Source organism: Micromonospora cynarisoli, assembly GCF_030518815.1.
Taxonomy (GTDB): Bacteria; Actinomycetota; Actinomycetes; order Mycobacteriales; family Micromonosporaceae; genus Micromonospora; species Micromonospora wenchangensis.
The window spans coordinates 4,907,276-4,933,492 of record NZ_CP130426.1 but is presented as its reverse complement, the minus strand read 5'-3'; the positions used below and the strand labels follow the sequence as shown (position 1 = coordinate 4,933,492).

The 26,217-nt window shown below is 67.0% G+C and carries 24 protein-coding genes and 3 pseudogenes; 21 read left to right on the top strand and 6 right to left on the bottom strand.

Going from position 1 to position 26,217, the window contains the following annotated elements; all coding sequences use genetic code 11:
* Positions 1 to 50 precede the first annotated feature (50 nt).
* Complete coding sequence (locus Q2K16_RS21400) at positions 51 to 524, top strand: prepilin peptidase (RefSeq protein ID WP_302739620.1); 474 nt, start codon at positions 51 to 53, stop codon at positions 522 to 524.
* 208 nt (positions 525 to 732) lie between these two features.
* Here Q2K16_RS21400 and Q2K16_RS21395 read toward each other — a convergent pair whose 3' ends face one another.
* From Q2K16_RS21395 to Q2K16_RS21380, 4 genes are all read right to left on the bottom strand, one after another.
* Positions 733 to 1,995, bottom strand: coding sequence for an IS256 family transposase (locus Q2K16_RS21395; protein ID WP_302739619.1), 1,263 nt, complete (start codon positions 1,993 to 1,995; stop codon positions 733 to 735).
* 95 nt (positions 1,996 to 2,090) lie between these two features.
* Positions 2,091 to 2,882: an NYN domain-containing protein gene (locus Q2K16_RS21390; RefSeq protein ID WP_302739618.1), complete on the bottom strand. Its 792-nt coding sequence runs from the start codon at positions 2,880 to 2,882 to the stop codon at positions 2,091 to 2,093.
* Positions 2,883 to 2,886: 4 nt separating this feature from the next.
* Positions 2,887 to 3,102 carry a hypothetical protein gene (locus Q2K16_RS21385; protein WP_302739617.1) on the bottom strand — a complete coding sequence of 72 codons (216 nt, stop codon included), beginning with the start codon at positions 3,100 to 3,102 and terminating at the stop codon, positions 2,887 to 2,889.
* Positions 3,103 to 3,755: 653 nt separating this feature from the next.
* Positions 3,756 to 4,748, bottom strand: coding sequence for a hypothetical protein (locus tag Q2K16_RS21380; RefSeq protein ID WP_302739616.1), 993 nt, complete (start codon positions 4,746 to 4,748; stop codon positions 3,756 to 3,758).
* A 440-nt stretch (positions 4,749 to 5,188) separates the two neighbouring features.
* Here Q2K16_RS21380 and Q2K16_RS21375 point away from each other — a divergent pair, with 440 nt between their 5' ends.
* The 3 genes from Q2K16_RS21375 to Q2K16_RS33085 all read left to right on the top strand — a co-directional run bounded on the left by Q2K16_RS21375 (position 5,189) and on the right by Q2K16_RS33085 (position 7,482).
* Complete coding sequence (locus Q2K16_RS21375) at positions 5,189 to 5,572, top strand: hypothetical protein (protein WP_302739615.1); 384 nt, start codon at positions 5,189 to 5,191, stop codon at positions 5,570 to 5,572.
* Between the two features lie 243 nt (positions 5,573 to 5,815).
* The gene (lexA, locus tag Q2K16_RS21370) at positions 5,816 to 6,649 is read left to right on the top strand and encodes a transcriptional repressor LexA (protein ID WP_489671795.1); all 834 of its coding nucleotides are present in this window, start codon (positions 5,816 to 5,818) and stop codon (positions 6,647 to 6,649) included.
* 461 nt (positions 6,650 to 7,110) lie between these two features.
* Complete coding sequence (locus Q2K16_RS33085) at positions 7,111 to 7,482, top strand: DUF397 domain-containing protein (RefSeq protein ID WP_368052497.1); 372 nt, start codon at positions 7,111 to 7,113, stop codon at positions 7,480 to 7,482.
* A gap of 77 nt (positions 7,483 to 7,559) precedes the next feature.
* Here Q2K16_RS33085 and Q2K16_RS21360 read toward each other — a convergent pair whose 3' ends face one another.
* Positions 7,560 to 8,438, bottom strand: a complete 879-nt coding sequence (locus tag Q2K16_RS21360) for a helix-turn-helix domain-containing protein (RefSeq protein ID WP_302739609.1) — start codon at positions 8,436 to 8,438, stop codon at positions 7,560 to 7,562.
* Positions 8,439 to 8,510: 72 nt separating this feature from the next.
* On the opposite strand from Q2K16_RS21360, the gene Q2K16_RS21355 reads away from it, so the two are divergent.
* From Q2K16_RS21355 to Q2K16_RS21270, 17 genes and pseudogenes are all read left to right on the top strand, one after another.
* Positions 8,511 to 8,975, top strand: coding sequence for an aromatic-ring hydroxylase C-terminal domain-containing protein (locus tag Q2K16_RS21355; protein ID WP_302739607.1), 465 nt, complete (start codon positions 8,511 to 8,513; stop codon positions 8,973 to 8,975).
* Positions 8,956 to 9,726: an alpha/beta fold hydrolase gene (locus Q2K16_RS21350; protein WP_302739605.1), complete on the top strand. Its 771-nt coding sequence runs from the start codon at positions 8,956 to 8,958 to the stop codon at positions 9,724 to 9,726. The genes Q2K16_RS21355 and Q2K16_RS21350 overlap by 20 nt, the downstream gene beginning before the upstream one ends.
* A 2-nt stretch (positions 9,727 to 9,728) precedes the next feature.
* A complete protein-coding gene (locus Q2K16_RS21345) occupies positions 9,729 to 10,217 on the top strand; it encodes a flavin reductase family protein (protein ID WP_302739604.1) in 489 nt (162 codons plus the stop codon).
* 223 nt (positions 10,218 to 10,440) lie between these two features.
* Positions 10,441 to 10,743: a hypothetical protein gene (locus Q2K16_RS21340; RefSeq protein ID WP_302739603.1), complete on the top strand. Its 303-nt coding sequence runs from the start codon at positions 10,441 to 10,443 to the stop codon at positions 10,741 to 10,743.
* A gap of 167 nt (positions 10,744 to 10,910) precedes the next feature.
* The gene (locus tag Q2K16_RS21335) at positions 10,911 to 11,588 is read left to right on the top strand and encodes a SipW-dependent-type signal peptide-containing protein (protein WP_302739602.1); all 678 of its coding nucleotides are present in this window, start codon (positions 10,911 to 10,913) and stop codon (positions 11,586 to 11,588) included.
* A 4-nt stretch (positions 11,589 to 11,592) separates the two neighbouring features.
* The gene (locus Q2K16_RS21330; protein WP_302739600.1) at positions 11,593 to 12,231 is read left to right on the top strand and encodes a hypothetical protein; all 639 of its coding nucleotides are present in this window, start codon (positions 11,593 to 11,595) and stop codon (positions 12,229 to 12,231) included.
* 12 nt (positions 12,232 to 12,243) lie between these two features.
* A complete protein-coding gene (locus Q2K16_RS21325) occupies positions 12,244 to 13,524 on the top strand; it encodes a signal peptidase I (protein ID WP_302739599.1) in 1,281 nt (426 codons plus the stop codon).
* Between the two features lie 74 nt (positions 13,525 to 13,598).
* Complete coding sequence (locus Q2K16_RS21320; protein ID WP_302739597.1) at positions 13,599 to 14,009, top strand: hypothetical protein; 411 nt, start codon at positions 13,599 to 13,601, stop codon at positions 14,007 to 14,009.
* 690 nt (positions 14,010 to 14,699) lie between these two features.
* Positions 14,700 to 15,890, top strand: a complete 1,191-nt coding sequence (locus Q2K16_RS21315) for a low temperature requirement protein A (protein ID WP_302739596.1) — start codon at positions 14,700 to 14,702, stop codon at positions 15,888 to 15,890.
* 196 nt (positions 15,891 to 16,086) lie between these two features.
* Positions 16,087 to 17,730, top strand: coding sequence for a lipase family protein (locus Q2K16_RS21310; protein ID WP_302739594.1), 1,644 nt, complete (start codon positions 16,087 to 16,089; stop codon positions 17,728 to 17,730).
* A 385-nt stretch (positions 17,731 to 18,115) separates the two neighbouring features.
* A pseudogene (locus Q2K16_RS33080) lies at positions 18,116 to 18,964 on the top strand (IS5 family transposase).
* A 1,149-nt stretch (positions 18,965 to 20,113) separates the two neighbouring features.
* Complete coding sequence (locus Q2K16_RS21295) at positions 20,114 to 20,653, top strand: hypothetical protein (protein ID WP_302739593.1); 540 nt, start codon at positions 20,114 to 20,116, stop codon at positions 20,651 to 20,653.
* The gene (locus Q2K16_RS21290; protein WP_302739591.1) at positions 20,643 to 22,142 is read left to right on the top strand and encodes a glycosyltransferase; all 1,500 of its coding nucleotides are present in this window, start codon (positions 20,643 to 20,645) and stop codon (positions 22,140 to 22,142) included. Before Q2K16_RS21295 ends, Q2K16_RS21290 begins: the two co-directional genes overlap by 11 nt.
* An 8-nt stretch (positions 22,143 to 22,150) precedes the next feature.
* Positions 22,151 to 23,011, top strand: coding sequence for a choice-of-anchor P family protein (locus tag Q2K16_RS21285; protein WP_302739589.1), 861 nt, complete (start codon positions 22,151 to 22,153; stop codon positions 23,009 to 23,011).
* A gap of 18 nt (positions 23,012 to 23,029) precedes the next feature.
* A complete protein-coding gene (wecB, locus tag Q2K16_RS21280) occupies positions 23,030 to 24,274 on the top strand; it encodes a non-hydrolyzing UDP-N-acetylglucosamine 2-epimerase (RefSeq protein ID WP_302739588.1) in 1,245 nt (414 codons plus the stop codon).
* A 208-nt stretch (positions 24,275 to 24,482) separates the two neighbouring features.
* Entirely contained in the window at positions 24,483 to 24,872 is a 390-nt protein-coding gene (locus Q2K16_RS21275) for a Mur ligase family protein (protein WP_302746569.1), read from the top strand.
* Positions 24,826 to 25,185: pseudogene (locus tag Q2K16_RS21270) on the top strand (Mur ligase family protein); the annotation flags it as partial. The gene Q2K16_RS21275 and the pseudogene Q2K16_RS21270, both read left to right, overlap by 47 nt.
* A 195-nt stretch (positions 25,186 to 25,380) precedes the next feature.
* Here the strand turns inward: Q2K16_RS21270 and Q2K16_RS21265 are convergent.
* Positions 25,381 to 26,159: pseudogene (locus Q2K16_RS21265) on the bottom strand (transposase family protein).
* Positions 26,160 to 26,217 lie beyond the last annotated feature (58 nt).

Below are 26,217 nucleotides of genomic sequence, written 5' to 3'. Positions count from 1 at the left end.
CGCCGGCCTGCGGCGGGGGCACCGTCGCGTCAGTCGGTGTCGCACTCCTGGTGGGCGACCACCCCGGTGGGTCGCTGCTGGTCGCCGGGTGGCTCGTGGTGCTGTACACGGGCGCACTGCTGTCCATCGTCGACGTCGTCACGCGCAGGCTGCCGACACCTGCTATCGGCATGGCCGCGTTCGCGCTGGGAACGACCCTCGTCGGACACGCGATCGCCACCGGCCAGGGACAGACGTTGACCCGGGCCGGGTTGGCAGCCGGCGCGGCGGGAGGCGCCTACCTGCTTATCGCCGTGACCGGCTGCAGCATGATGGGTCTCGGCGACATCCGGATGATGGCACTACTCGGCGGAGCGCTGGGCGCCCTCGGCTGGCCGGCGGTGCTCTACGGGATCCTGCTGCCCTATCTACTGGCCGCACCCGAAGCTGTCATCCGCCTCGCGCTGCGGCGAAAGCCCAACCTCGCCTTCGGACCGTACCTCCTGGCCGGAGCCCTCCTGTCGGTAGCCCTTGTCAACCATTGATTGAAGCCCGACCCCGGAGGGCACCACGCGCCAGTCGCAGCTCGCGCGGCATCCGCGGCCTGCTTGCCTCGCAGCAGCGCGGGTAACCGACCACTGACGTGCTGGAGAAGCAACCCGAACAGACCTGTCACAGCCACGGCGCAAAGCAAGCAGAGGGCACGGGAGTGTGTCGATTTTCGTGTTTGGGCCTGTGGTGTGATCGAGGTTGTTAGATGACGATCCGGTCGCCGTAGGCGAGGATCAGGGCGTTGAGGGCCTTGGCCCAACCGTAGACCCGGCCGGTGATACTCCCGCCGCCCTTACGTTTCTGCTGGACGACGAGGTAGAGGACCTTCATCGCGGCCTGCTCGGTCGGGAAGTGCCCCCGCCTGCGGGCGGCTTGGCGGAACCGGGCGTTCAGGCTCTCGATGATGTTGGTGGTGTAGAGGACCTTGCGGACCTCGTGGTCGTAGTCGAGGAACGGCACGAACTGCGGCCACGAGGTCCGCCACAACCGGATCACCGCCGGGTACTGGTCACCGAACTCGGCGGCGAAGGCCTCGAACCGGGCCTCCGCAGCCGCGACGGTCGGAGCCGTGTAGATCTCCCGCAACGCGGGAGTGATCTTCTGCCAGTCCTTGCGGTTCGTGTAACGCAGACTGGCCCGCACGAGGTGCACGACGCACTGCTGGTGCACCGCGAGGGGCCAGACCTGCTCGATCGCGTCGGTCATGCCCTTGAGGCCGTCAGAGCAGACCATGAACACGTCCTCGACACCGCGGTTGCGCAGCTCGGTGAGGTAGCCGGCCCACTGCTTGGCGCCCTCACCGCCGGTCCCGGCCCACATGCCGAGCACGTCGCGTTCCCCGTCGAGGCTGATCCCGACCACGACGTAGACGGGCCGGTTCGCGACCTGCCCCTGGCGGATCTTCATCACCAGGGCGTCGATGAACACCACCGGATAGATCCGATCGAGGGGCCGTTGCCGCCAGGCTTCCATTTCCTCCACGACGCTGTCGGTGACCCGGCTGATCAACTCCCGGGACACGTCGGCGTCATACACGTCCGCCAGATGCGCGGAGATCTCCCCGGTCGTCAGGCCCTTGGCATACAGCGACAGGATCGCCTCGTTGAACCCATCAAGGCGGCGGGCATGCTTGGGCACGATCCGGGGCGTGAACGACCCGGCCCGATCCCGCGGGACGTGGATCCGCACCGGCCCGACCTCGGCCTGCACCGTCTTCGCCCCATGCCCGTTACGCACATTGGCCCGCCGACCCGACTCCTCGTCGACACCGGCCTCCTCTAGATGGGCATCCAGTTCGGCGTCGAGTGCTGACTCCAGGACGGTGCGGGTGATCCCCGCGAGAAGCCCACCCGGCCCGACCAACGACACTCCGTCGGCCTTGGCCCGCTCTACCAGCTGCTGCGCGAACTCCACCTCCGCCGCCGTCGGCTGCGGAAGCTGAACCGCCTTCTTCTTGTCTGCCATGACGCGGTCCTTCCCGGACAGGATCAACGTCCTGTCCAACGGACCACACCCAGGTCAAACACGGAAATCTACGCAGTCCCGAGGGCACCCGGTCCTCAGGCCAGGGGCTGTAAGTCGGGGCGGTGCCGCGTCGAGGCATGGCGGGCGCGAACGTAAACGACGGCGGGTTTACCGTCGGCGGGTAGTCGGCGGTCCACGTCGAAGAGGGTAGTGGCTTCGACGAGGTCGGTGAGTTTGGTGTACCCGTAGGTACGGGAGTCGAAGTCGGGGCGGCGTTTGGTGAGGAGGTGCCCGACGCTGGCCAGGTGTGCCCAGCCGTCGTCGCCGGAGGAGGCTTCGATCGTGTCCCGGAGCAGCCTCACGAGGGCCGTGTCGTTACTGGGATCGGTGATGGGTGTGCGCGGCTTGACGGCGACCGCTTGATGCGATGTGGGAGGGTCGAGCTTGAGGTTCTCGGTGTAGATGAACTTGTCGCAGGCGGCGACGAACGATTGGGGCGTCTTGTGCTCGCCGAAGCCGTAGACGGTAAGCCCGGATTCGCGGATCCGTGAGGCCAGGCGTGTGAAGTCGCTGTCGCTGGAGACGATGCAGAATCCGTCGAAGCGCCCGGTGTAGAGGAGGTCCATCGCGTCGATGATGAGGGCGGCGTCGGTGGCGTTCTTGCCAGAGGTGTAGGCGAACTGCTGGATTGGTTGGATGGACTGCGCGAGAAGGTGTTCCTTCCATCCGCGAAGGCTGGTGCCGGTCCAGTCCCCGTAGGCGCGTTTGGCATGGGCCGTTCCGTACTTCGCGATCTCGGCCAGCAGCGGGGTGACGGCTGCGGGCTGAGCGTTGTCGGCATCAATGAGAACCGCTAAGCGGGCGATTCTCTGTTCGGTATTGTCCATGCTTTCACCTGCTGGTCGAGGTTGAGGTCGCGGCAGATTGGTCCGGCGCGTGGGTGGCGCCGATCGGCAGGAGGAAGGTCGCGGTAGTCAGTGCCGAGGCGCCGAACCGGAAGTACGCAAAGAGGACCGCGTGCAGCCAGGCGGCTGGTCCGTTCAGGCGTAGCGGCTCGGTGTCGGCGAAGAGGAGCACCACCCCGACGGGGTCGAGGTGGCATTCCATGACGGCGGTGTGGTCGATCGACAGTCAGCGTTCGAAGGAGTAGCACCAGGTTCGGGGGGAGTGAGCACAACCCGGTTGAGCTCGTGGTCGCGCCACTGTGGGCTGCGAGGCGTGCGGCCCGGGATCGGGCGTTGCTGTTGCCGACGGAGTTGGCGAGCAAGGCAAAGGTGATGAAGGCCGGGGATCGAGAAGTTAACGCGCAGGTCGGCTGGTAGGTGACCGTCGTGTCGTAGTGCAGCCGGGCGTCCGGGTAAACCGGTTCGTCGGTAAGAAACCCCGGGCAGGCACGGCACCCGGCTGTCCGCCCTGAGCGAAGAAGTAGAGGGTACGACGCGCGGCGTCACGACCGTCCGTCCACGAGGTGTCGGCGGCCGGGGATCGTAGTAGCCGACCGAGGCCAGCCGGTGGTGCAGGTGCCCGGGGACCATGGGGCAGCGACGCCGACGACGGTCATCGTGCACCAGCGACGGTGGCCGAAGCCGCGTCGGCGGCGCGCCCCCGAACCAGTGCCCGCATCAATACGTTGACGAGGTTAACGGCGGTGTTTACCCCGTCGCACGCACGCAGCGTGCTACCACTCGGGTGCGGCTGGTGCGACCACACCCTTGAACGGACGGGCTGGGCCTGTGTTGGCGGGGCCGGTAGTGGTGGGCTCATTCGTCGTCTTGGTCGATGTCGGGGTCGAACTGGGTGAGCCATTCCACGTCGCCGTTCGCCTCGGTGGCGACCAGCCCGGCGACGAGCCAGATCAGGGCGGGAAGGAACGCGTCGCCGAGCCGGTCGAGGGCCTCGTTGACGGTCAGGTTTGGGGCCAGTGGGCTGCCGAGAAGGCCCGCGAGTTGGAATGCCTGATCGGCGGGTTCGTCATCAAGGTTCTGGCGGATCCACCCCAGCGCGGGGCCGGCGAGGTCAGTGGTCGCGGTTGCCTTCGCGCTGGTCAACCAGGTCATCAGAACAGCGGTCAGGGTGGTCGCGGCGAGACCGGCGGCGTCGGGGTCGTCTGCGTGGTCGAGGGCTTCCCCGAGCCGCCAGGCGGGTTCCTCCATACCGCTGGTGATCGTCTCGTCGATCAGGTCCCGCAGCCCGTCAGCGGAGAGCTCGACCGTCGACGCAAGGTCGATATCCTCGATGTCGCCCCGGTGGCGGGTCACGGCGTCGGCGTAGGCCTGCACCTCGGCGGCGCTGAACAGGTGCTGGTTCTCCTCCGTGACGAGGTAGCCGACCTCCCGCCAGGCATGGATCGGCGCCGGGTCCACGCCCGAGTCCTCGGCGGCCTTCAGCATGTGCTCCACGGCGTCATCGAAGTTCCGCTGATTCAACGGGGTCGGCTCGTCAGCGTCCGGGTCGAAGAACACCGGATCCTTCGGCCCCGGCTCGCGGCCGAACTTCTCCCGGAACGCCGCGAACTGCGCCTGGAACCCCTCACGCAACTCCGTACCCGCCTCGGACCCCGCGTCCCACGTCAACGTGGCAACGCCGTCCGCGCCGACGGTGCGCTGCACGAACCGGGGGTCCCCCATCCGGTCCAGGACCAGTCGGGCGTGCTCTTCGTGGAACTCTTCCTGCCGAGCCACGTCTTGCCGCTGCTGCAGGCGTGCCCGCTGCTGAGCGGCGCGACGCTGACGAGGTGTGCGCTTCTTCGGCATAACCCGCTCCTCCCGCCACCCCTTCGACAGGCGACCCGGGCATTATCCCTATGAGACAGGCCGCCCCGACTCCGCGACACAAGCCCATGCGGACACGCCTGCCTCAACCTGGGCTCGGCAAACAGATCCGGCCCGGAACCGCTTTCCGGCTTGCCCCTGCACCGCCGGCTATCGTGCGGATGGAGGGCCACCACAGGAGGACGCGTGCGTCGGATGACCAAGTTCAAGGAAGCGGTCGGGCGGCTGCGCGAGGAAGGCCGCCATCGCGGCCTGGACATCTCGGCGGTCACCGCGCAGGACATCCTCGCCGACCTCGTCACCACCACCGCCGCGACCCTCGGCATCCGCGAGGAGACCTACGTACGGTCCCACCTTCCAAACGTCGACCTCGCCGACCTCGTGACCCACCTCAACAGGCGGACGACGCGCAGAAACGCGAAGTGGCCGCCGCCTCCCCCGCGGTCATCAAGCTGGAGGACACCGGCCGGCTCATCGCGTCGCTCGCCCAAGCGGTGCGATGCGTCAGCCTCAACCACGACCGGCTAACAACAGGACGCCGCGACAAGTGGGAGGCCGTCGGCGTCCTCGACGACGCCAGCAACTGCCTGACCCTGCTCGGCGAAGCCGTGACCAACAGCCACACCACCGCACAGAGCACCGCCGTGCTCTGGAGCGACGAAAGCGTCGTGTACGCACGACGCGCTCTCACCCAGACCATCACCAACCTCCGCGACGGTGGCTGGACCTTCGCCCACGGCCCGCAACTCGACGCCGACGTCGCCACCCGCATGAACGCCGACCTCAAGCTCCTCCCGCCGGAGTGAACACGCCGCACAGCCCGCCGGCTTCGAGCGATGCGGCGACCGAGATCTCTCGCGCCGCGTGCGGCGATACCCGGTCTCCGCACCCAACCATCCGGTCCACCAGGCGCTTGCCCGCATGCCTAGTGCCGACGAGCCGTTTGCTTGGTGACGGCGCTGGACGGCCAGTTCAGGGGAACACCCGACGGGGTTGATCCGGATCGCACAGGCACCAGCGTCGGGCCGCCCAGGGGTTGTCCTGCATTGATGACCAGGTCTACCGTGACGGCATCGTGGGGCAGGGCCGCTCCCCCCCGTGGCCGCCCTGCCCCACGTGAACCACCCGGGGAGCGCCAGGCACCAGCAACGTCTCGAAGACGCACATGCAGGCCGCACCCCACTCACCCGTTTAGCACATTCGTTCGAAGTTCGCGGTATCGTCCTGGGGTGACCGCTTCTGACGTGCCACCCGATCCGGTGTCGTTGACTGACCGGCAGCGGCAGATCCTCGACGTGATCCGTGGCTGGGTTCAGCGGCATGGCTACCCGCCGACGGTGCGGGAGATCGGGGCGGCCGTCGGGCTCGGCTCCCCCTCGTCGGTGGCGCACCACCTGAAGACCCTCACCCGCCACGGCCTGATCCGACGGGCTCCAGGCTGGCCGCGAGCGGTCGACGCCCGGCCCCTGCCCGGCGACGATGACCCGCCGGTGAAGTCGGAAGCCCCGCGCGGAGCCGCCGCGCCTCTACTGGGAGCCATCGCCGCAGGAACCCCGATCCTCGCCGAGGAACACGTCGAGGAGGTGCTGTCCCTGCCCGCCGAGCTGGTCGGCCGGGGCACGCTGTTCGCGCTGCGGGTACGAGGCGACTCCATGACCGAAGCCGCCATCGGCGACGGCGACATCATCGTGGTGCGCCAACAGGCAGTCGCCGACAACGGCGACATCGTCGCCGCCCTGCTCGACGGGGAAGCCACCGTCAAGCAGTACCGCACCCGCGACGGACACATCGAACTCGTCCCTCACAACCCCCACTACCCGGTACTACCCGGCGACCACGCGACAATCCTCGGCAAGGTCGTCTGCGTCCTACACCGCCCATGATCTCCACGATCACTGCCACGTTCGTCACCCGGCAGGACCATTCCTGCCCTAGCGGCTACCGCAGTGCGATGACCGGTTCCACGCGTTTCACGAGCGCCTCACGGCGCACCAGGGCGTTGATGTGCACCCGGCTACGTCCGGATGGGGAGGACGCCGCCGCCAGGTTCTATCTCGTCAACGGCAGGTGGTTCTTCGATTCGGAGTCGTTCAGGTCAGGCGATGGATTGACCTGAATGATCGACTCCGATGCCGCTGTTCATCCCCCAGGTAGTCGTCGAGCGGTGCGGCGACGAACAGAGAAGATGAAATCGCCTCTGGCTTTATAGGGTCACCTGCGGGGTGCCGCCCTCTCGTCGGCGTGTCCCGCATGGAAGTTCCATATTCGGTGCGAGCGGTGTATATGCTGTGCAACATTGGGTCTGCCATGTGCATGGTGCGACTGTCGGCATCTCGTCAGGAACATGATCGCCACCCATGCCTGCCGTCGACACTCTGGCAGATCAGGCAAGGGTTGCTTACACTCTATACGTGCGAATCAGGGTCGATGTTTGGTCAAGGGTTTCCAGCGGCGCAGCCGACTCTCCGACGGAAATCACAGGATCACCGTTTGCCGGAACATGTTCGGAGGTGGAGTCGTGTCGGAACTCATCTGGAAGAAGAGTAGCCGGAGCATGGCCGGTGACAACAATTGTGTCGAGGTGTCACCCAGCACAGAGTGCACCGCCGTCCGAGACTCGAAGAATCCAGCAGCGGGGCACTTGAGATTCACCGGGTCAGCCTGGGGCTCTTTTGTGTCGGCCATCAAAAGCGGCGTCTTCGACGGCCGCGACTAACGACGGCCCCCGGCGTCACACGGGCCCAAGGACGGTGGTGTTTGTGACGATCTAGGGGGTCCGTGGGTGGAGTGCCCTCACGGCGGCGACAGCCGCTCAAGGTCAGCGTCGATCCTGTCGATCAGTCGCCCCGTCTCATCCTCCGACGCCGCGATGGCCTCCAGGTAGGTGAAGTCCTTCCGGTACCTGCTTATCGCTTCCGTGTCGTCCTTAGTGACCAGGCTGGTCTGGCTACTTTCCAGAAGGAGCATGTCGTCGTCTTCGGCATCGGGGAATTCCAGATGGACGAATGACCCTCGCAGTCCGGGATGGGTGCCGCTGTCAAGAAGGACAGCTCTGATGTGCACGTGGTCGAGCGCCGAGATCTTCTTCAGACGGCGAAGCTGCCGCCGCATCGCGTCAGCACCTCCAGCTGGCCGCCTCAACGCGGACTCGTCGATGATGAAGAACATCTCGGGCGAGTTCGGCCGGTCAAAAATCTCCTGACGTTTCATGCGAACCTCGACCTGACGATCTACCGTCTGTGCCGGCAGATCCCCTCCCCCGACACCCTCAATAACGGCGCGTGCGTATTCTCTGGTCTGCAGCAATCCGGGAAGGACCTGAGGTTCGGCCTGGCGAATCACCGCTGCAGAGCCTTCGAACCCCAAATAGGTGAGGAAATCGGGATTCAACACGTCCCGATACGGCCCCCACTGTTGCCGGCGCCCCTCCTTCGCCATCTTCACCAAGGAGTTTATCGTCTCAGGATCGGAGACGTCGTACTCGCCGAGAAGCGCCTTGAGATCGGTCGCGGAAAGCCCGACCTGCCCGGTCTCGATACGTATCAGCTTGGACGGCGACCACCCGACACGCTCCGCCACCTCCTTCTGTGTCAGCCGCTTGAGCGTGCGGAGTCGACGTAGCTCAGCCCGTAGCCGTCGCCGCTGCACCGCCGGATCAATACCAGCCGCCATTGTCAGGAACCTCCCAAATGTCGGTTTCAGGAACGATCAGTGGAGTGGTGACAGCCACAAAGTTTCGATGTCGTGTTCGGCGGCGAGCAACTGGGCTCTGGCGTGCTCTGGTACGACCAGAACCAGCTCACCGAGGAGACACCCTGGCACCCCGACCGGTACGAGGACGATCCCCGTCCCGGCCACCGGGCCCCGGACGGCTACGTCGACCCGTGGGGCGACACGCTCTACGACCGGATCGGCAACGCCTTCGGACTGTTGGTGTTCGGCGGTGGCCGGGAGGTGGAGCGGGCGTTCGTGGCGGAGGCCGGCGGCCGAGGACTGCCGTTCACCGTCGTGCACCTGACCGACGAGCCGGCCCGCCGCCTCTACGGCGCCGATCACGTTCTCGTCCGGCCCGACCAGCACGTGGCCTGGCGAGGCGGGCAGCTTCCCCCGGCCGGTGCCGGCGCGGTCCTCGACCGCGTCCTCGGCCACGCCGCACCGACCACTACCGTCGCAACGAAGGGCGTCCCTCATGTCCACGCAGTACGCTGACCATTCCGCCCCGAGTGGGCTACGCACCCGGGGCACGGTTGTCGTGGTACCCGGCCGGGGCGAGGTGCCGGCGAGCTACGGCCGGTTCGGTGCACGACTGGCCGCCGACGCGTACCGGGTACGCGTTCTGCCGCCACCCGAGATCGACCGCGACGACGTGTCAGGCGCCCTCGACCGGCTCGCCGGGTCGTTGACCGAGGCGGTAGCCGGGATCGCGGACATGGTCCGGCCGCTGGTGCTGGTGGGTGCCGACATCGGGGCCGCCGCGCTCGGTGCGCTGGTGGCCCGGCCGGACCCGACGAAGGCCGCCTGGTGGCCACAGGCAGTCGTACTCGCCGCACCACCCGGCTACGAGGCGCGGCAGCTCGGCGGCTGGGACGACGAGTTGGACGCCCGCACCCACTGCCCGGTGCATCGGGGGGTGCTCACCGACGATCCGACGGTCCAGCCCGGCTCGCTGGCCGCGAGCGTGCCCGCCGAACTGCTGGACGCGGCGTACGGCAACACGAGTGACCTGCCGCACCTGCTGTTGGTCGGTGACACTGACCCGCTGGCCGGTCAGGCCGAACTGGCCCGCCTGGCCAAGTCCCTGCCGTCGGCACGGCTGTCGATCGTTCGCGGCGCCCACCACGACGTCCTCAACGACCTCCAGCATCGGGCCGTGGCGGCGGAGATCGTGTCGTTTCTGGAGGCGGTCCGGGGGGCGCCGCCCCTGGTGCCGGTCGTCGCGGTGGAGGCGAGCAGCTGGTGACCATGACCATGCCGTTGAACCCGGAGACCTTCCGTGCCCTGCTCCGCCAGCAGGCCGCCACCGTCGCGGTGGTGACCGCACCCGGCGCGCCTCCGGTCGGGTTCACCGCGACGTCGTTCACGTCGGTGTCGCTGCGGCCGTTACTGGTCTCGTTCTGCCTGAACCGCAGCTCGTCCAGTTGGCCGACCATGGCGCAGGCGGAACACGTCGGGGTGCATCTGCTGGGCGAGGGTCAGCACGAGGCCGCCCGTACCTTCGCCACCAGCGGCATCGACCGGTTCGCGGCGCACGCCGACTGGCGGCCCGGACCATACGAGGTGCCGCTGCTGAATTCACCGATCGCCTCGCTGGTCGGGCGGGTGGCCGAGCGGATCCCGGCCGGCGACCACGTGATCGTGCTCGTCGAGGCGCTGCGGGGGCAGCACACCGGCGACAGTGCGCCCCTGCTCTACCACAAGGGTCAGTACGCGGCAGTACGCCCGTCGCCATAACCGGGGCACCGCAGCAGCAGCGCAGGCACCCCCTCGTCCGGGCGTCACCGGCGGGCGTTGCGGCTTCCGCCGATCAGACCATCAGACTGCTCGCTCAACAACTCGCCACACCCGAAGAGGCGGCACTCCCCAAGCAGCAGCCGGCACGCAACCCGGCGCCGAGTTCGACAAGAAGATCGCCAGCTACAAGAAAGCCCTCGACGAAGGGGCCAGCCCAGCCGTCGTGACCGCATGGATCGCCGAGGCCGAACAGCAGCGGCACCAAGCGCTCGCAGCGCACCCACCAGCGGCCAGAACCCAGGCCGTCGAGGCGATGACCGTTGACGACATCGCCTCGCTGGTCGCCGAATTGGGCGACATCGCCGGAGCCCTCGCCGAGGCTGAGCCTGAGCACAAGCCCGACCTGTACCGGCTCCTCCGGCTCAAGCTGACCTACAACCACCAAACACCAACGGTGCGCGCCATAGCGGATCTTGGCGCACACCGTTGGAATTTGGTTCGTGTCCGAGGGGGATCGATACCGTGAGGTTCCCCCGGTCCGCTGGAGGGTCTGGCTCAGACTATTGGCAATATGGCATGGTATGTCTGATTAGTGGCTATATTACACCCTGTGCGGCTGCTTCACCTCGTTCCGGTACGCCTGAGCGGCGGCCCGCCGCAGGAGAGCAGTCCGGGTCAGACCACCACTGCGCCGTGTCGCCGACACAGCGAGTTAGCGTCGTACAGGAGGACAAGTTGGGGGAAGAAGCAGGGAGCATCAGCGGCGAGTCGGCCAGCCGAACGAACCGCCGCAAGCTCAAAGCGATCCTCGCCGGAGGGCTCGCCCTCGGCGTCGGAGCAACGATCACTCTCGCCGCGTGGAACGACTCGGAGTACGCCACGGGCACCTTCAGCGCAGGCAGTTTCGGCATCGAGGGGAGCACCGACGGCACCACCTACGGGGAGCATTCCACGACAGGCTCGGCGGCGGCCCTGGCCTTCAGCACCGGCTTCGATGACATCAGCCCCGGTGATGTTGTGGCGGCGCCGTTCGCCGTTCGACTGACTGCAGCCACTACGTACGACGCCACGGTCACGGTGGCGTCGGCCACCCCCGCACCGCCAGCCTTCGTCGGTCTCACCTACGGAATCGCGACCGTTCCCACATTCGCCGACTGCGATGCGACACCCACGACCCCGACGTGGATCGTGAACCAAGGTACCCCGCTCGACTCGGTCGCCGGCGCAGCGTCGTTCAACCTGGCTGAGGGCACACCACCCACAGCACCCGGCGCGCCTGCCTTCCTGTGTTTCGTCGTCACGGCGGGACCGTCTCTGGTGCAGGGCACGTCCGTCGTGCAGACGTGGCAGCTGTTGGCGGAGTCCGTCTAGGGCGATGTCCGTGGTCACCCACCGGACTGCGGCCGGTTCGCCGCGGCTGCGAAGGGTCCGTGCCGTACTCGCCGGCGCGCTCGTCCTCGGCTTCGGGACGACGTCCACACTCGCGTCGTGGACCGACGGCGAGTACGGCACAGGGTCGTTCGCCGCCAGCGTTTTCGGCACAGAATCGCAGACCTCGTCGAGCAGTTGGGCCAGTCACACTCCGGCTGCGAACGCCGCGATGTTGGTCTTCAACGCCACGGCGATGCCCCCCGCAGTCTCGTACTACACATGGATCGACATCCGGACGACATCGACGTCGACCACCGGTGGGACCGTCGCCTTGAGCAATTCGTCGAACAACTCGGGCCTGCTCCTGTCAGTCTTGGAGTATCGCGTGGTGCGGACCGCTACCACCGGCACCACCTGCGCCGCCGCTGCCTTCAGTGGATCCCCGATCTGGATCGTCGGCCCCAGCTACACGAGTATCACCTCGGTGCCCTCGCCTGCGGTCTCCTCTCCCATAACGGCTCCGGGCGGTGCGACACCGCAGTTGCGCTTCTGCTTCGAGACGCGGATCCAGTCCGGCGCCAGCAACACCTACCAGGGCACGACCGGCTCCGTCACCTGGCGGTTCACTTCCACGTCTACGTAAGGATCCCCGCAGATGGTGGGACGATTCCCTCAGCAGCACAGCGTCCTTGTCCGGGTCGCCGATCTGGCGCTGACCCTGCTCGCCCTCGGCGGGGCGGTGTGCGTCGTTCTTGTTTCGCTGGCTCTGGTCTTCGACATCTCCCTTGTCCTGTTCAAGACCGGATCGATGGAGCCGACCATTCCTACCGGATCGCTGGCGGTGGTACGGGAGATTCCTGCCTCTGAGGTCGCCGTGGGAGATGTCGTAACTGTCGATCGTACCCCGTTGCCCCCACTCACCCACCGCGTGGTTGGCATTGCCGACGGTGGAGGATCTGTCCGTCTGCTCACCCTGCGTGGGGACGCGAACGAGTCCAACGATCCTGTACCGCACGCGGTGACACACGTGCGGCTTGTCGAGTGGTCGGTGCCCAAACTCGGGTACGCGGTGCGCACCATGTCGAACATCTACGTGACAAGCATGATCGCGATTGGCGTCGCCCTGATCGTCACCTGGGCGTTCTGGCCACGGGACACCGCCCCGCGAACGCTGCGCAAGCGCCCCTGGCTTCGACGTAGGCCATCGGCGGCGACCGGGCCAGATCCTGGGCGCCGCCCCCCGTCGAACGGCGCGTCATCGGACATCGGCTCACGTGCAAGACGTTCACTCATCGCTGTAGCGGTGCTCTCGGGCCTCACCGCCGCAGTACTGGTGCCCCCCGACCAGGCGCGCGCAGAACCGACCGAGAAGGTCATCCGTAGCAGGATTCTCACCCTGATCTCTATCGGCGACCAGGACCGCATGACCCACATGGTGCCGAACGATCCGGTGCCCTGGCAGGTCGGCGTCGTGGCGCAGGCACGGCAGCCCGGCACGGTGACAATCTCCCTGGCAGCATTGGGCGCACTCGCCCTCAATCCCAACGGACTCCAGATCATGGTCGCGGTGTGCGCCGTGCGTTGGGTAAGAAAGGCCTGCCCCACCGGCCAGCAGGAGCAGGTTCTTCCCCGGGAATCCGCCGCCGCGCTGACCGCACACCCCGTAACCATCAGTTCGATGCGTGCCAATCAGCAACGCTGGGTGCTCATCACCGCGAGTCTACTCACCAACACTGTGGTCGCGGGGACGGCCGACCTCGTCGTCACGGCCATCGGCTTCGGCGACCAGGCATCGGCAGGCGGTAGCGTCGGCCCTCTTCCCCGCACCGGTACCGAGCTGCGGACACCGATTATCGCCGGCGCCGGTGCGTTCATCGCCGGTCTGCTGATCATGCGTTCCACCCGCAGACGTCGACTTCGGGTGCGACAGCCGTGAAGCCGCGACTGTTGTCCGCCCGACGATTGGTGGGGGCAACCCGACTCATGTTGCGTCGCTGGACCATCAGCACAGTGGCCATCATGCTCGCCGGGACGGGCAGTGTGGTCGCACCACCACAGGCGGCGATGGCATCCTGGACCGGCACCGAGTACGGCACTGATACCTTCCGGGCCGGGACAGTCAATCCCCCGATCAACCTGCGATGCACCGCCGGCCTATTGTCGCCGCCGACCTTCACCTGGGACCTACCCGTCGGCGGCCTGACTCGCAGCGCCTTCACATGGTCCCTCTCGGGTGCCTTTTCCGGAGGCGGAACTCTCGCCGCCAACGCCACCACGGTCACTATCCCCGGTCCGTTGCTCGCCATCGGCACAGGCACTCTCCACCTGTCTGCTACCGGCCCCGGTGGCTGGACATCCTCCCAAGTCACCGGCTCGGTCGGCATGCTCACCGCAGTGCTCTACTTCTGCAGCGTCCCTTAGGGGCGCGCCGGAGCCGCGCACTTTGCATAGATTCAAAGAGCCCAGGGGTTCGCCACAGGTCGGGGTGAGGCATTTGGTGAGTTTGTCGATTACGGTAAGGATCGGGCCTTCTTGGCTGGTTCCACGAGGGACCAATGCTCTTGGGTTCGGGCTGGTGATCCACGGTGAGCTCAATTGCGATCTGGCCGCGTTGACGTGCCGTTCATTGGGTCTGTCCTTGCTAGTCGTCGACACCGACCGGGCGACCCTATCTGCTGGTCTGGTCAGGATCCTGTCCGTGACGCCGTCATGGCGCGCCGCGTGATTCACCCCAGAGGTGGTGCCGGGTGAACACGTCTCGGACCCGCCGCTGTCCCCAGGTCGGCCGTACGACGGAGAACGTCTGCCGCCGACCCGCAGGAACGTCCTGCAGAAGGCGTTGACGCGGTCATCGGTGCAAGCGCCCACACCACCGCTGCGGTCTTCACCGTCAGGTCGGTCATGCTTGCTCCTACCACGGGGGGTCGATATGTTCGCGCCAGTCAGGATGTCGGTTGGGCTGGGGTTGCGGGCGTCGGTTGGGTCCCGCACCGCTCTGGGGCGTGCGGGTGAGGCCCAGACCAACCGGCCGGCTGAATTGGCGCCGATACCGGGACCGTCGTGGCATTTGCGTGCGGGTGGCTCGCAGGTTGGCACCTCGACGGACGGTTCGTGGAGTTCGTGATGTCTGTTCGTTCGAATGGCCTGCTGCGTGCTGCCGACACACCACGCCGCGCCACGCTCCTCGAACTCTTCTTCGACGTCGTCTTCGTTGTCGCGCTTGCCCTGCTATCCGATAGCCTCGTGGCCGATCTGTCATGGAAGGGGGTCATCGAGACGGTCATCGTACTCATGGCCGTCTGGTGGGTGTGGGTCATCACTGCCCTCGTTACGGACCTTTACAACCCAAACAGTTGGGTCATTCAGGTGGTAACCGCAGGCGTCATGTTCGGTGCACTCATGATGGCCGCTGCGCTGCCGGCCGCATTCGCCGACAGGGCGCCCATATTCGCCGGGGCCTACGTGGCTAGCCACCTGGGTCGCGGGCTATTGTTCTACCTTACCCTCCACGACTCGAAGGCTCGCCGTCGTGCCCTACGAATTTGGATGTGGTTTTGGATCTCTGCCGTCGTCTGGGTTCTTGGCGCCTTCGTCAGCGCCGAACAGCGTCTGCCCCTCTGGGGGGTGGCGGTGGCTATCGACTATATCGCTTTTGCGTTCGGCTACCCGATCCCGCGTCGACCGCGTATCGGGGTGAGCCATTTCAGCCCTGTCGCCGAACACATGGCTGAGCGATACCATCAATTCTTTATCATCACCCTCGGTGACATCATCTTGGTCGCCGGCATGACCTACAGCGAACGCGCAGTCACCGCCGAGCGAACCATAGCAATCGCCGTGGCGTTCGCCAGTGCTGTCGTCATGTTTCGCATTTACGTGCATCGGGCCGCCGTACAACTGACCGAAGCTATCGAGAAAGCCGAAGAGCCTGGCCTTTTCGCACGATCCGCACCATACACTCACTTGCTTATGATTGGCGGGGTTGTCGCCGCCGCTGCCAGCGCGAGAATAATCATCGCGGAGCCGGCCGGCGCGGTCGACCCAGCCTGGCTCGTTGTCATACTCGGCGGCCCTGCCACCTTTCTTCTCGGTCGAACCCGATTCGAGTACGAGGTGTTCGGTCGAGTCGGTTGGCCCCTACTCGCCGGCATATCGATCCTCGGCGCACTTTCCCCCCTGGCGCTCATGCTCACCCCACTGCTCGCTGCGGTTAGCTCGAATCTGGTGCTCGTGGCCATCATTGCCTTCGACGCAATGCTGCGAGGAAGGCGCAATCCCGTTCCAGCGCAACCGCCACTCTGAAGGCTTCCCAGCCGCCGCGACGCCTGATGGATGCCCTCAGCGCTCCCAGCTGTGCCTTTGCCGGCTGTCTGCCCAACAGGCGACTGCATCGTGTCCGTAGCGGCCTCTCCCCCTTCCCGGGATGATGTCGCCGTATCCGCCCCACGGTGCTACGTGATGCGCAAGCCTGATTAGCAGGGGGTCGATGGTGGGGGGCGTGGTGCTGGCGGCGGACCGCAGACTGGTCGGGCTGCTGCTGTTCACTGCGGTGTCCCCGACGATCGAGGCCGTTGTCCTAGTGGCGTCAGGTTTCGTCGCGGCACGGGGGCTGGCGCCCCAGACGACGGCGGTGTGGCCGTACGACACCTACCATGACCTGCGGTGGCTGTACGTCTACCACGATTCCTGGCCGTCGTTCCTGTGCTGGCTCAGCCTGCTGGTGGTCGCTCGAGGCCTGTTCCATACGGTGCTGGTGATGCTGGCGTGGCCGGGTGAGGTGCCGCGCCCGCAGGTGCGGTGGTTGCTGCGACGCAACCTCGGACTCGCCGCGCTGGTCGCGATCTTCGTGGCGCCGTGGGCGTTGATCTCGGTGGCGGCGTCGGTGGTGGCGCTGTCCTGGGTGTTGCTGGCCTCGCTGGTGCCGGTGTTCCTGCTGGCGCCGTTCCTGGGACGCGCCGCCGTAGTGGCCCCGTGGTGGAGGGGGCTGCCGTCGATGTCGCTGGTCAGCTGGTCGCTGCTCAACTTCGTGGTGCTGACCATCTCCGGGGCCCTCTGTTGGAGCCTCCGGCATTGGTGGCCAGTGCCGGTGGCCGCGATGGCGGGAGCGATCAACGGCCTGCTGTGGAACCGGGCGATCCGCTCGGCCCTGATCGATCCGTCCACACGGTGGGCGAGAGTGCCGGCGACGCCCGTTGCGGCGCTTCTCGCCCTCGCGGTGCCGCTGCTCCTCCCGCCATTGGCGGACGCTGTACCGGGCAAGAACCTGCGGACCGAGGCTGTGGTGCTCAATCGCCCGCTACCTCCCCACGTGCGGCAGGCGGTAATCGTCCTCGCAGGTTACGCCTCCTCGTACCGGGGTGAGCAGCCTCCCGATGAGCGGGTCGAACGATTCTCCTACCGAGGGCTGGGACCCGACGGTATTCCCCTGCCCTATCGGCCGCGTGACACCACGATCTCGGTGGCGGACAGCGTGCGGCTGCTGGACGAACAGGTGCGCAGGCTGCACCGGCGCACCGGTCGATCGGTCGCCCTGATCGGGGAGAGCGAGGGGGCCATGGTTGCCCGCACCTACCTCGAGCAGGGCGCGCACCCGTCCGTCGACACATTGGCGATGTTCAGCCCACTGATCAACGCGGGGCGCGCCTACTATCCACCGCCGAACCAGGATCGGGGATGGGGCGTGGTCACTGGCTGGCAGCTACGGTTCGTTTTCAACGCGATGCGCCTGATCGGCGGCCCGAGCACCGGTCCCGACGAGCCGTTCATCCGTTCCCTGGTCGACGACGCGCCGTTCTACCGCAACCAGCTCATGTGTCCGGTGCCGGGCATCCGGATGCTGGCCTTCATTCCCACCACCACGGCTGCTGAGGCGCCGCCCGGCGAGTACAGCCGCATCCCCGTCTTCGAGATGCCCGGCGTGCACGGGGGCCTACTCGACCGCGATCTGGTACAGAGCCGACTGGTGGCCTTCCTATCCGGGGAACCGATCCACCAGCGACGCGAGGAGTACCCGTTCCTGCAACGCCTCGGCGCTGCCTGGCAGGCCCCGCCGCTGGCCATCGCCGCCAACCCGGCCTGGTCCGACTCCCGGCAGCCAGACCCCGCGTTTACCGGGAAAGTCTGTCAACCCAGAGACCCGTAGAGATGATCTTGAGGATCACCTTTCGTTGGGGTCCTGACCAACTGACTGTCGTTTGCAGCACCAACCGCTGGCATCTGCCAGCGAAACCGAGTTCGGTCTTGTGTAGAGAGTTGGATGCCTCGGCTATCGCGTCGTACGAGCCGCCCTTGGACCCGACTGACTCGACGTTTCCTTCACCTTCGCGCCAGTGTGAACGATTGGCGCCCCGGCCCTGGCAGGGCAGCATATCCCACTCAAGCCAGCGTAGCCCCATCCCACCCGGCTCAACCCTGACCGGAAACACCTTATTTTTCACACCCCGGGATGGTGTCTGGTTCGCATTAAGCTATACATCGACGGACATGACTTCCGTCGACTCGGTGTCACGCCACCGAACGCCTACTGCATGACCGAATGGCGCCCATACCCGTCCGACCTGTCCGACGCCCGATGGGCCCTGATCGCGCCCCACCTGACCGCGTGGAGACAGGCCCGCACCGACGCCGGCGTCAGCGGCCCGCACCCCCACCCACGACCTCCGCGACATCGTCAACGCCAGCCTCTATGTCAACCGCACCGGCATCGCCTGGCGCTACCTACCCCACGACTTCCCACCCCACCCGACGGTCTACGGCCACCTCGCCGCCTGGAGCAAAGAAGGCATCCTCACCGAGCTGAACTATCAATTCACCGGCATCGTCCGCGACCACCACGGCCGCACGATCACACCAGCCGCATCCATCATGGATAGCCAGAGCGTGAGGACCTCCACCGACGTCGCACTGTCCACCCAGGGCGCCGACGCGGGAAACAAGGTCGTCGGCCGCAAGCGCGGCATCATCACCGACACCCTCGGCCTGCTCCTCGCCGTCATCGTCACCGCCGCCAGCGCCAACACCATCGGCATCAACCTGCTCGACCAGGCCACCGCCATCTACCCCACCCTGGCCAAGACCTGGGCCGACGCCGGCTCCAAAAGCCGCGCCATCGAACACGGCGCCCACCTCGGCGTCGACGTCGAGATCGTCACAAGGACCCACAGGTCAAAGGCTTCAGCGTGGTCAAGCGCAGATGGGTCGTCGAACGCACCATCGGCTGGCTCATGCACCACCGCCGCCTCGTCCTCGACCACGAAACCCGACCCGACAACTCCGCCAGCATGATCACCGTCGCCATGATCGACAACCTCGCCAAACGTCTCACCACCGAAACCACTCCAACATGGAGAGAACCCCTAGAACCACAACATGCATAAATCACGTGAATCAGACGTTCTCTCAGGCAACAGCATCCGTCTCGGCAATCGGACTGCCCGGGGTAAAGGTTCAACGGCTTCCCCCGGCAGATCTGCCTCCCGCACGAGGCGGATCGGAGCGAGATTGGCGCGCCTCCATGGATCTTGAAGACATGTTGGCCGACCGACTGGCGTGAGCGTCCTCGGCCGTGGCCGGCGGGCCGGTCGACCCGATCGTGCGGCGGTCGCATCACGCCGACCACCAGTCCGACGCCGCCCTGGCCCTGGCGCGTCGGCTTGCCCGCCCCGGGACATCGCCACCGAGGTCCTCACCCTGGTGGAGCTGGCGGACCTCTGCGCCGGCCGTGAAGAGGTCTGGCCCGGGGTTCACCTCGGCGCGACCCGGCTGCTCTACGTGGTGGGCCTGCGAGCGACCACGTGCTCTCCGGACGGCCGGTTTACTCCCGAGCCAACTCCAACTCCGCGCTGAATCGTCCTTCCGGTAGACAGGTGCGGGACCGGGTGCCGAGTGGCGGTGCGAGGCGGCCGAAGTTGGTGCCGACGATCTCGTCGCTGAGCCGGAAGACCTCGGGTGCCCATGGTCCGACCCGGCCACCGCCTGGGAGTCGGGCGGTGGCGAGGGTCGTGGTCAGCAGCCAATCTCGTGGGGACGGGGTGATGACGAGGCTTCCGTCTGCGTCGTTGCTTGCGGCGGGTACCAGTCGGTCGCCAACCCAGCGAACGCACGCCTTCCGAGGACCCGTCTCGTCTGCAGACGTGGCCGTACTCGAGCCGCATCAGGCGGGCACCTTCAAGCTGTCTACGACGTTGCGGCTCGTCGATGAGGTTCCCCGGCAGAGCCGTTACCCCGCCTGCCCGCCGCGCCCCATCCAGCCGGGACCGGTCGACCACCAGCGACCCGATCCGAATTATCCTAGTATTAGGCGTTTTGCACCCTTTCGTCCTCTGACACACGTATGTTTGATCGGGGGAGGAGGGACTGTTACTGCCGAAAGGATGCGACATGTACGGGGTTCCGACGAAGGGGCCTTCCGTCAGTGGTGGCCTGGCCACGACGGGTGCGGCGCTTCACTCCTGGATCCTGGTTGGGATCGGCCTGGTGGTCCTCGGCGTGTCACTGTGGCTGGCCTCCTATGCAGGCCGGGCCCGATGAGCCGCGCCGCCTTGCTGGGATGGGCGCGGGCGCTACTCGGAGCGGTCTGCGGGGTCGCCCTCGGTCTCGTCCTGTTCCGTCGCTGGCACGACGTGGCCGTGGTCGAGGCCTGGCTCAACGCGCACCTCGTCTCAGCCGTCGGACTGGCGGACACCACCTCGGTCGGCGCAGCCGTCACCTTCCCGCTCCACAGGCAGTGGGTCGGCTTCCTGGTCTCCACCGGCTGCTCAGTGTCGATGCTGCTCATCCCGCCGTGTTTCCTAGCGAGTCTTCTCGTCGGATTCCGGCGGCTCACCCTGTCCCGAGCCGCGATCACCGTCGGATTGGCGGTGACCATGTTGACCGCCGTCAACCAAATCCGACTCGCCGCTGTCGTGGCCGCCATGCGGATGTGGGGGTTCGAGGTGGGCTACCAACGCGCTCACGTGCTGATCGGTTCCGCCATCAGCACCCTCGGGCTGATCGCGGTGGCGATCATCTTTCTACTCTTCGTCGGCCGTAGCCGCCGACCGGGAAGGCGGGGTCGTGTTCGCTGAGATCCCGTCACTGGCAATCCTGAACACCGTCGCATTCCTATTGTGCGTCTACTTCTGCGCCTACGTCCTGAGCATCCTCGTGCTGCACCTGCGCGCGGTGCGGGCCGGCGGCGGCGATTACCGTCAGCTTTCCTGGCACATCATCGTGCCCTGCCGTAACGAGGCGACCGTCATTGCCGCGACCCTGCGTCGGCTCCTACACGACATGCCGGACGTCACCGTCTGGTGCGTCGATGACGACTCCGACGACGGCACCGGCAAGGTTCTGCGCTCCTTTGCCGCCGACTCCAGGGTACGGGTGGTCACGCGACGGCGGCCCGAAGCTGTACAGGGCAAGGGCGCGGCCCTCAACGCCGCGTGGCGGGCCATTAGAGATCACCTGCCTGCCGACGCTGACGCTGAGCGGACCATCGTCGGGGTCCTCGACGCCGACAGTCAGCTGGATCCGCGCTGCCGCTCCGCCCTTGCCGGCCCCCGCTACTTCGGTTCGCCATCTGTCGCCGCCGTTCAGATCGAGGTCCGGATGGTCCAGTGCAGCCGACCGACGCCGGAACTCAATCGGTGGGGGCGTCTGCTCATCCGGCTGCAGGACATGGAGTTCCGCGCCCCGATCGCCGCAATGCAAGCCCTGCGCCGGCACACCCGCAGCGTCGCCATGGGCGGCAACGGACAGTTCACCAGACTCTCGTTGCTCAACGCCCTCGGCACCGAGCACGGCACCCCCTGGCACGGTGCGTTGCTGGAGGACTTCGAACTCGGCCTGCATATCCTGCTGCACGGCGGCGGAACCGAGTACTGCGCCGAAAGCTGGGTGACCCAGGAGGCCCTCACCAAGGTCAGGCCATTGATCCGACAGCGCACCCGATGGGCGCAGGGGTCAATGCAATGCGTCCGGTACCTGAACTCGGTGCTGAACTCCCGACAGATCGGCAATCCGGCCATCATGGAAATCACCCACTTCCTCGCCGCACCCTGGTGCCAACTCGTCGGAACCCCCATCTATCTCGGCTGCGCCGGCGTGCTCGGCTGGTACATCAGCCGCACCGAGGGAGGCATCGCCGCCTGGTGGACCTCAGGGGGCTGGGGCCTGATCCCGTTGGTGGTGCTGTTCGGCGTCAGCCCATTTGCCGTCTGGGGGCTGGTCTACCGCAACCGTTGCGAACCGCACCTATCACTCTCGGCCGCCCTCGGCCTCGGCATCGCCCACTGGGTCTACAGCTACCTGCAGTCGATAGCCGTCTGGATCGCGTTCGGCCGGATGCTCACCGCCCGCTCCGACTGGCACAAGACCGCCCGAGCAGCCGATCCACCACCCACACCCGTCCGACCCGACCCGACCTCCGTGGCAACCGGCCCACACCACCCACGCCCGCAACGGCTCACCCCCACTGGCGTGCCAGCGATCCGCACCAGCATAGGCGGCGCCCAACCACCCCTTCAGGACACCCCGAGGACCATCCCTCATCTTATCAACAGCAACAGAGAGTGAGCAGTCTCATGCGCAAACTAGGACCGGGGTTTACCCGGACCGCCACCGTACTGACGGGCGGGCTGGCGATGGTCGTCCTGGCAGCCTCACCGGCGTTGGCCGACACCTCACAAGCGACGGCCAGCGCCCTCCAGATCAGCCTCCTCGGCGGTGGACTCGCCAGTTCCGGGACGGCGACCGCCACCAACGACGGAACGACCGAGTCCATCTCCGGAAATACCAACCCACCGCTGTCGGTGCTGGGCAGTCAGACGGTCATCACCGCCGGCGTGCTGGGCCAGGACGTCCGAGCGCTCAACGACGGCACCTCAGCGGCCTGCGCGGGTGTGCTCGGCAGCGGCGGCAGCATCAACGTCGGCAGCGGCGGGTCCTGCACCGCGACACCCGGCGCAGGGGCCACCCTGACCCTGGGGGTCAACGGCCTGGCCACCATTACCCTGGTCGCCGATGCGCTCTACGCCCAGTGCTCGGCGACGAGCAGCCCATCGGCAACCGGCAGCGCCAGTCTGGCCAACGCCCGCATCGTATCGACGACGCTCGGTGTTCCGACGACCCTGCTCACTCTGCCGGCCAACCCGGCACCCAACACCGGGCTGAGCATCCCGGGCCTGCTGAGCCTCGTCCTCAACAGCCAGACCAGCTCCACCACCGGACAGCTGTCCGTCACCGCACTGGATCTCAGCGCCCTCGGCGGCACTCTCGCCGGCGTCACCATCGGCTCGGCGAGCTGCGGCCCGAACGCGATCGCCCCGCCCGTCCCGGTCATCCCCCTCGCCGGCACGCCGATCGCCGTTGGCCTTGGCGCGGTGGCCGCCGGTGCCGGCGGCATTCTGATGCACCGGCGTCGCCGCGCCGTCACGCGGAGCTGAAGGATGGGTCGTGGCAGGGTGGACGTTCCCGAGATCATGGTCCTGGCGGGCACCCGCCCCGAGGGCATCAAGATCGCTCCTTTGGTCCGCCTGCTCTGCCACGACCCCCGCGTCGCCGCCCGGGTCGTCGACACCGGGCAGCAGCCTGGCCGGGTCGCCGAGGCACTGGCACCGTTCGGGCTACGACCCGACGACATCCTGACGGTACGGCGGCGGACCGGCCGACTCGCCGAACTCGCTGCCGAGCTGACTGCCGCCGTCGACGGTGCCCTCGACCGTCACCGACCAAACGCGGTGCTGGTGCACGGCGACACCACCACCGCCCTCATCGGCGCGCAGGTGGCGTTCTGGAGTCGAATTCCCGTCGTGCACCTGGAGGCTGGCCTACGCAGCCACGACCCCGGCCACCCGTTCCCCGAGGAGGTCAACCGGGTCACGGTGGCCCGGTGCGCCGACCTGCATCTAGCGCCAACGCCGACCGCACGCCGCAACCTGCTCGCCGAGGGCATACCCGAACACCAGGTGGTGGTCACTGGCAACACCGTTGTGGACGCCCTGCACACCTTGCTGCGCCAGGGCATCGCCCGAGCACCATCCTGGGTGGACCCTCAGCGCCAGCTGGCAGTGGCAACCGTGCATCGCCGGGAGAACTGGGGCCGCGGCGTCGCCGACATCCTCAATGCTCTCGCACGGGTCGCCACCACTCACCCTGACCTCGACCTCGCCCTGGTGAACCACCCGAACCCGCAGCTGGCGCAGCAGGTTCAAGCAGGGCTCGGCGACGTCCGGAACGCCCGCCTGATACCGCCTCTGCCGTATCCGGAGATGATCGGCCTGCTGCACGCCGCCGATCTGGTCATCACCGACTCCGGAGGCTTGCAGGAGGAAGCCGCCAGCCTCGGTGTGCCGGTGGTGGTGACCCGAGAGACCACCGAACGACCAGAGATCCTGCACCACGGACTCGGTGAGCTCGTCGGCACCTGCCCCGACCGGATCGTCGAAGCCGCCACCAGAAACCTGACCGGATCGACAGGCAGGCCAGCGGACTCGCCCTTCGGCGACGGCCGGGCAGCTGAGCGCTGTTTGCAGGCCATTGTGCGGCTCCTGGGCCTACCGGGCGGCGATACCGCCGCCGCTACCCTCACTCACCCCAGCCTGAGTGGCGACCGACCCCGCAACTTGAGATACCCCGCTTTCATGGAGCCTCTTGACGACAGCGGATGCTTCTATAGATTTCCCACACAGATGACCTTCCGCGAGTAGCTATCGACGGTCAGGGCCTCGCAATTCGGGCTACACCCGTCGGTGACCCACCCCACCCCGATCATCCCCGCACGGTAGGTTCACCTTGTGCTTCCGATGACCTTGCAGGAGATCGCGGCCGTTGTCGGCGGAGCCGTCCACGACGCCCCGCATCGATGACGGTGACGGCCCGGAGGTGTTCGACAGCCGGCGCGTGGAGCCCGGCGGGATGTACGTGGCATTGCCCGGTGAACGCGTCGACGGGCACGACTACGCCCCCCAGGCGATCGAGCCTGGTGCGGCGGGAGTGCTGGCGTCACGGCCGGTCGGGGTACCGGCGGTGGTCGTCGAGGACGTTCCGGCCGCGTACGGGCGGCTGGCCCGCGCCGTGGTGGACCGGTTGCCGCAGACCACGGTGATCGGGGTGACCGGATCGGTGGGCAAGACCTCGACCAAGGACATCCTTGCCCAGATCCTCCCCACCTGGGGCGAGACGGTGGCCAACCGGGCGTCGAACAACAACGAGCTGGGATTGCCGTACATGCTCACCCGCGCCACCTCCGACAGCCGTTATCCCGTGTTGGAGATGGGAGCGCGCGGCATCGGGCACGTGGCCTGACCCGTATCGCCCCACCCACGGTCAGCGTCGTGACCGCATCGGGCACGCGCACCTTGGCGACTTCGGGTCCGTAGAGAACATCGCCCAGGCCAAGGGCGAGATCGTGGAAGCCCTGCCCGACGCCCACGACGGCGGGTTGGCGGTGCTCAACGCCGACGACGCGTTGGTGGCCGCCATGGCGAGCCGCACCAGTGCCCGCGTGCTGACCTACGGCATCGACAACCCGGCCGACGTGCGTGCCGAGAACCTGACCACGGACGAACTGGGCCGGGTCGGCTTCCGGCTGACCTATGACGGCCAGGCCGCCGAGGTGCGGTTGCGTCTCTACGGGCTGCACCAGGCATCCAACGCCCTGGCCGCCGCCACCGTCGCGCTCGGGCTCGGCCACCCCATCGAGGCGGTAGCCGACGCGGTATCGCACGCCGAGGCGGTGTCGCCGGGCCGGATGCAGGTCACCACCCGGGACGACGGCGTGACGATCATCAACATTGCCTCCAATAAGCCCTCTTCATCCTGCGTAGTGGTTGGCTTCGACGTGGTGCAGAACGAGGATGGCCTGCACGATCGTGGTCGCTCGTCGTGGGCAGCAGCGCAGCCTGTTGAGGATCGTCCAGGTCTTGAGGGTGGCGATCGCGCGTTCGCCGCGGGCGCGGATTGTCGCGTGGGCGCGGTTGACGGTCTTCTGCCGGCGTGACAGCTTCGGCCGGAAGCGGCGTCGCTTGAACGCGTGCGCACGCCGCCGCGAGCACCCTGGTAGCCCTTATCGGCGAAGGTCATCACGTTCGCGCTGCTCAGCGCGTCGATTATACCGTGGGTTCGGGCTGCGGTCACGTCATGGACCGAACCGGGCCGCGCCGGCGAAGCCCAGACGAGGCGGCCAGCGGCATCGGCGATGACCTGCACGTCCACGCCATGGTGCTTGTGTTTCCCGGAGTAGTACGGCTTCTGGTCGGCGACCCGGTCGATCGGGATCAGGGTGCCGTCCAGGATCGCGTACGCCAGTCGGCGGATCCGGTGCATGGCGGTGGCCAGGTTATCGGCGGCCGTCGCGAGCAGGGCTATCGCTTCCTGGACATACCGCCGTGCGGTGCTCACGCCGACGGCGAACCCGGCAGCGAGGCGGGTGTAGATGTCACCGTTGCGCAGGTGAGCCAGGGCGAGCAGTGCCTGCCGCCCCGCGTCGAGGCGCCACCTGGATCGGCGCTGGTGGCGGAGGCTTCGGATGCGATCGGCCAGGTGGTTCAAGGTCCGGCTGGACAACGAGATCGTGGACGGGTAAGACAGCACAGGCGAGGCTCCCGGTCGGGGCATCGGGTTTTGGTCGATTTGCTGTCTTACCTGGAGC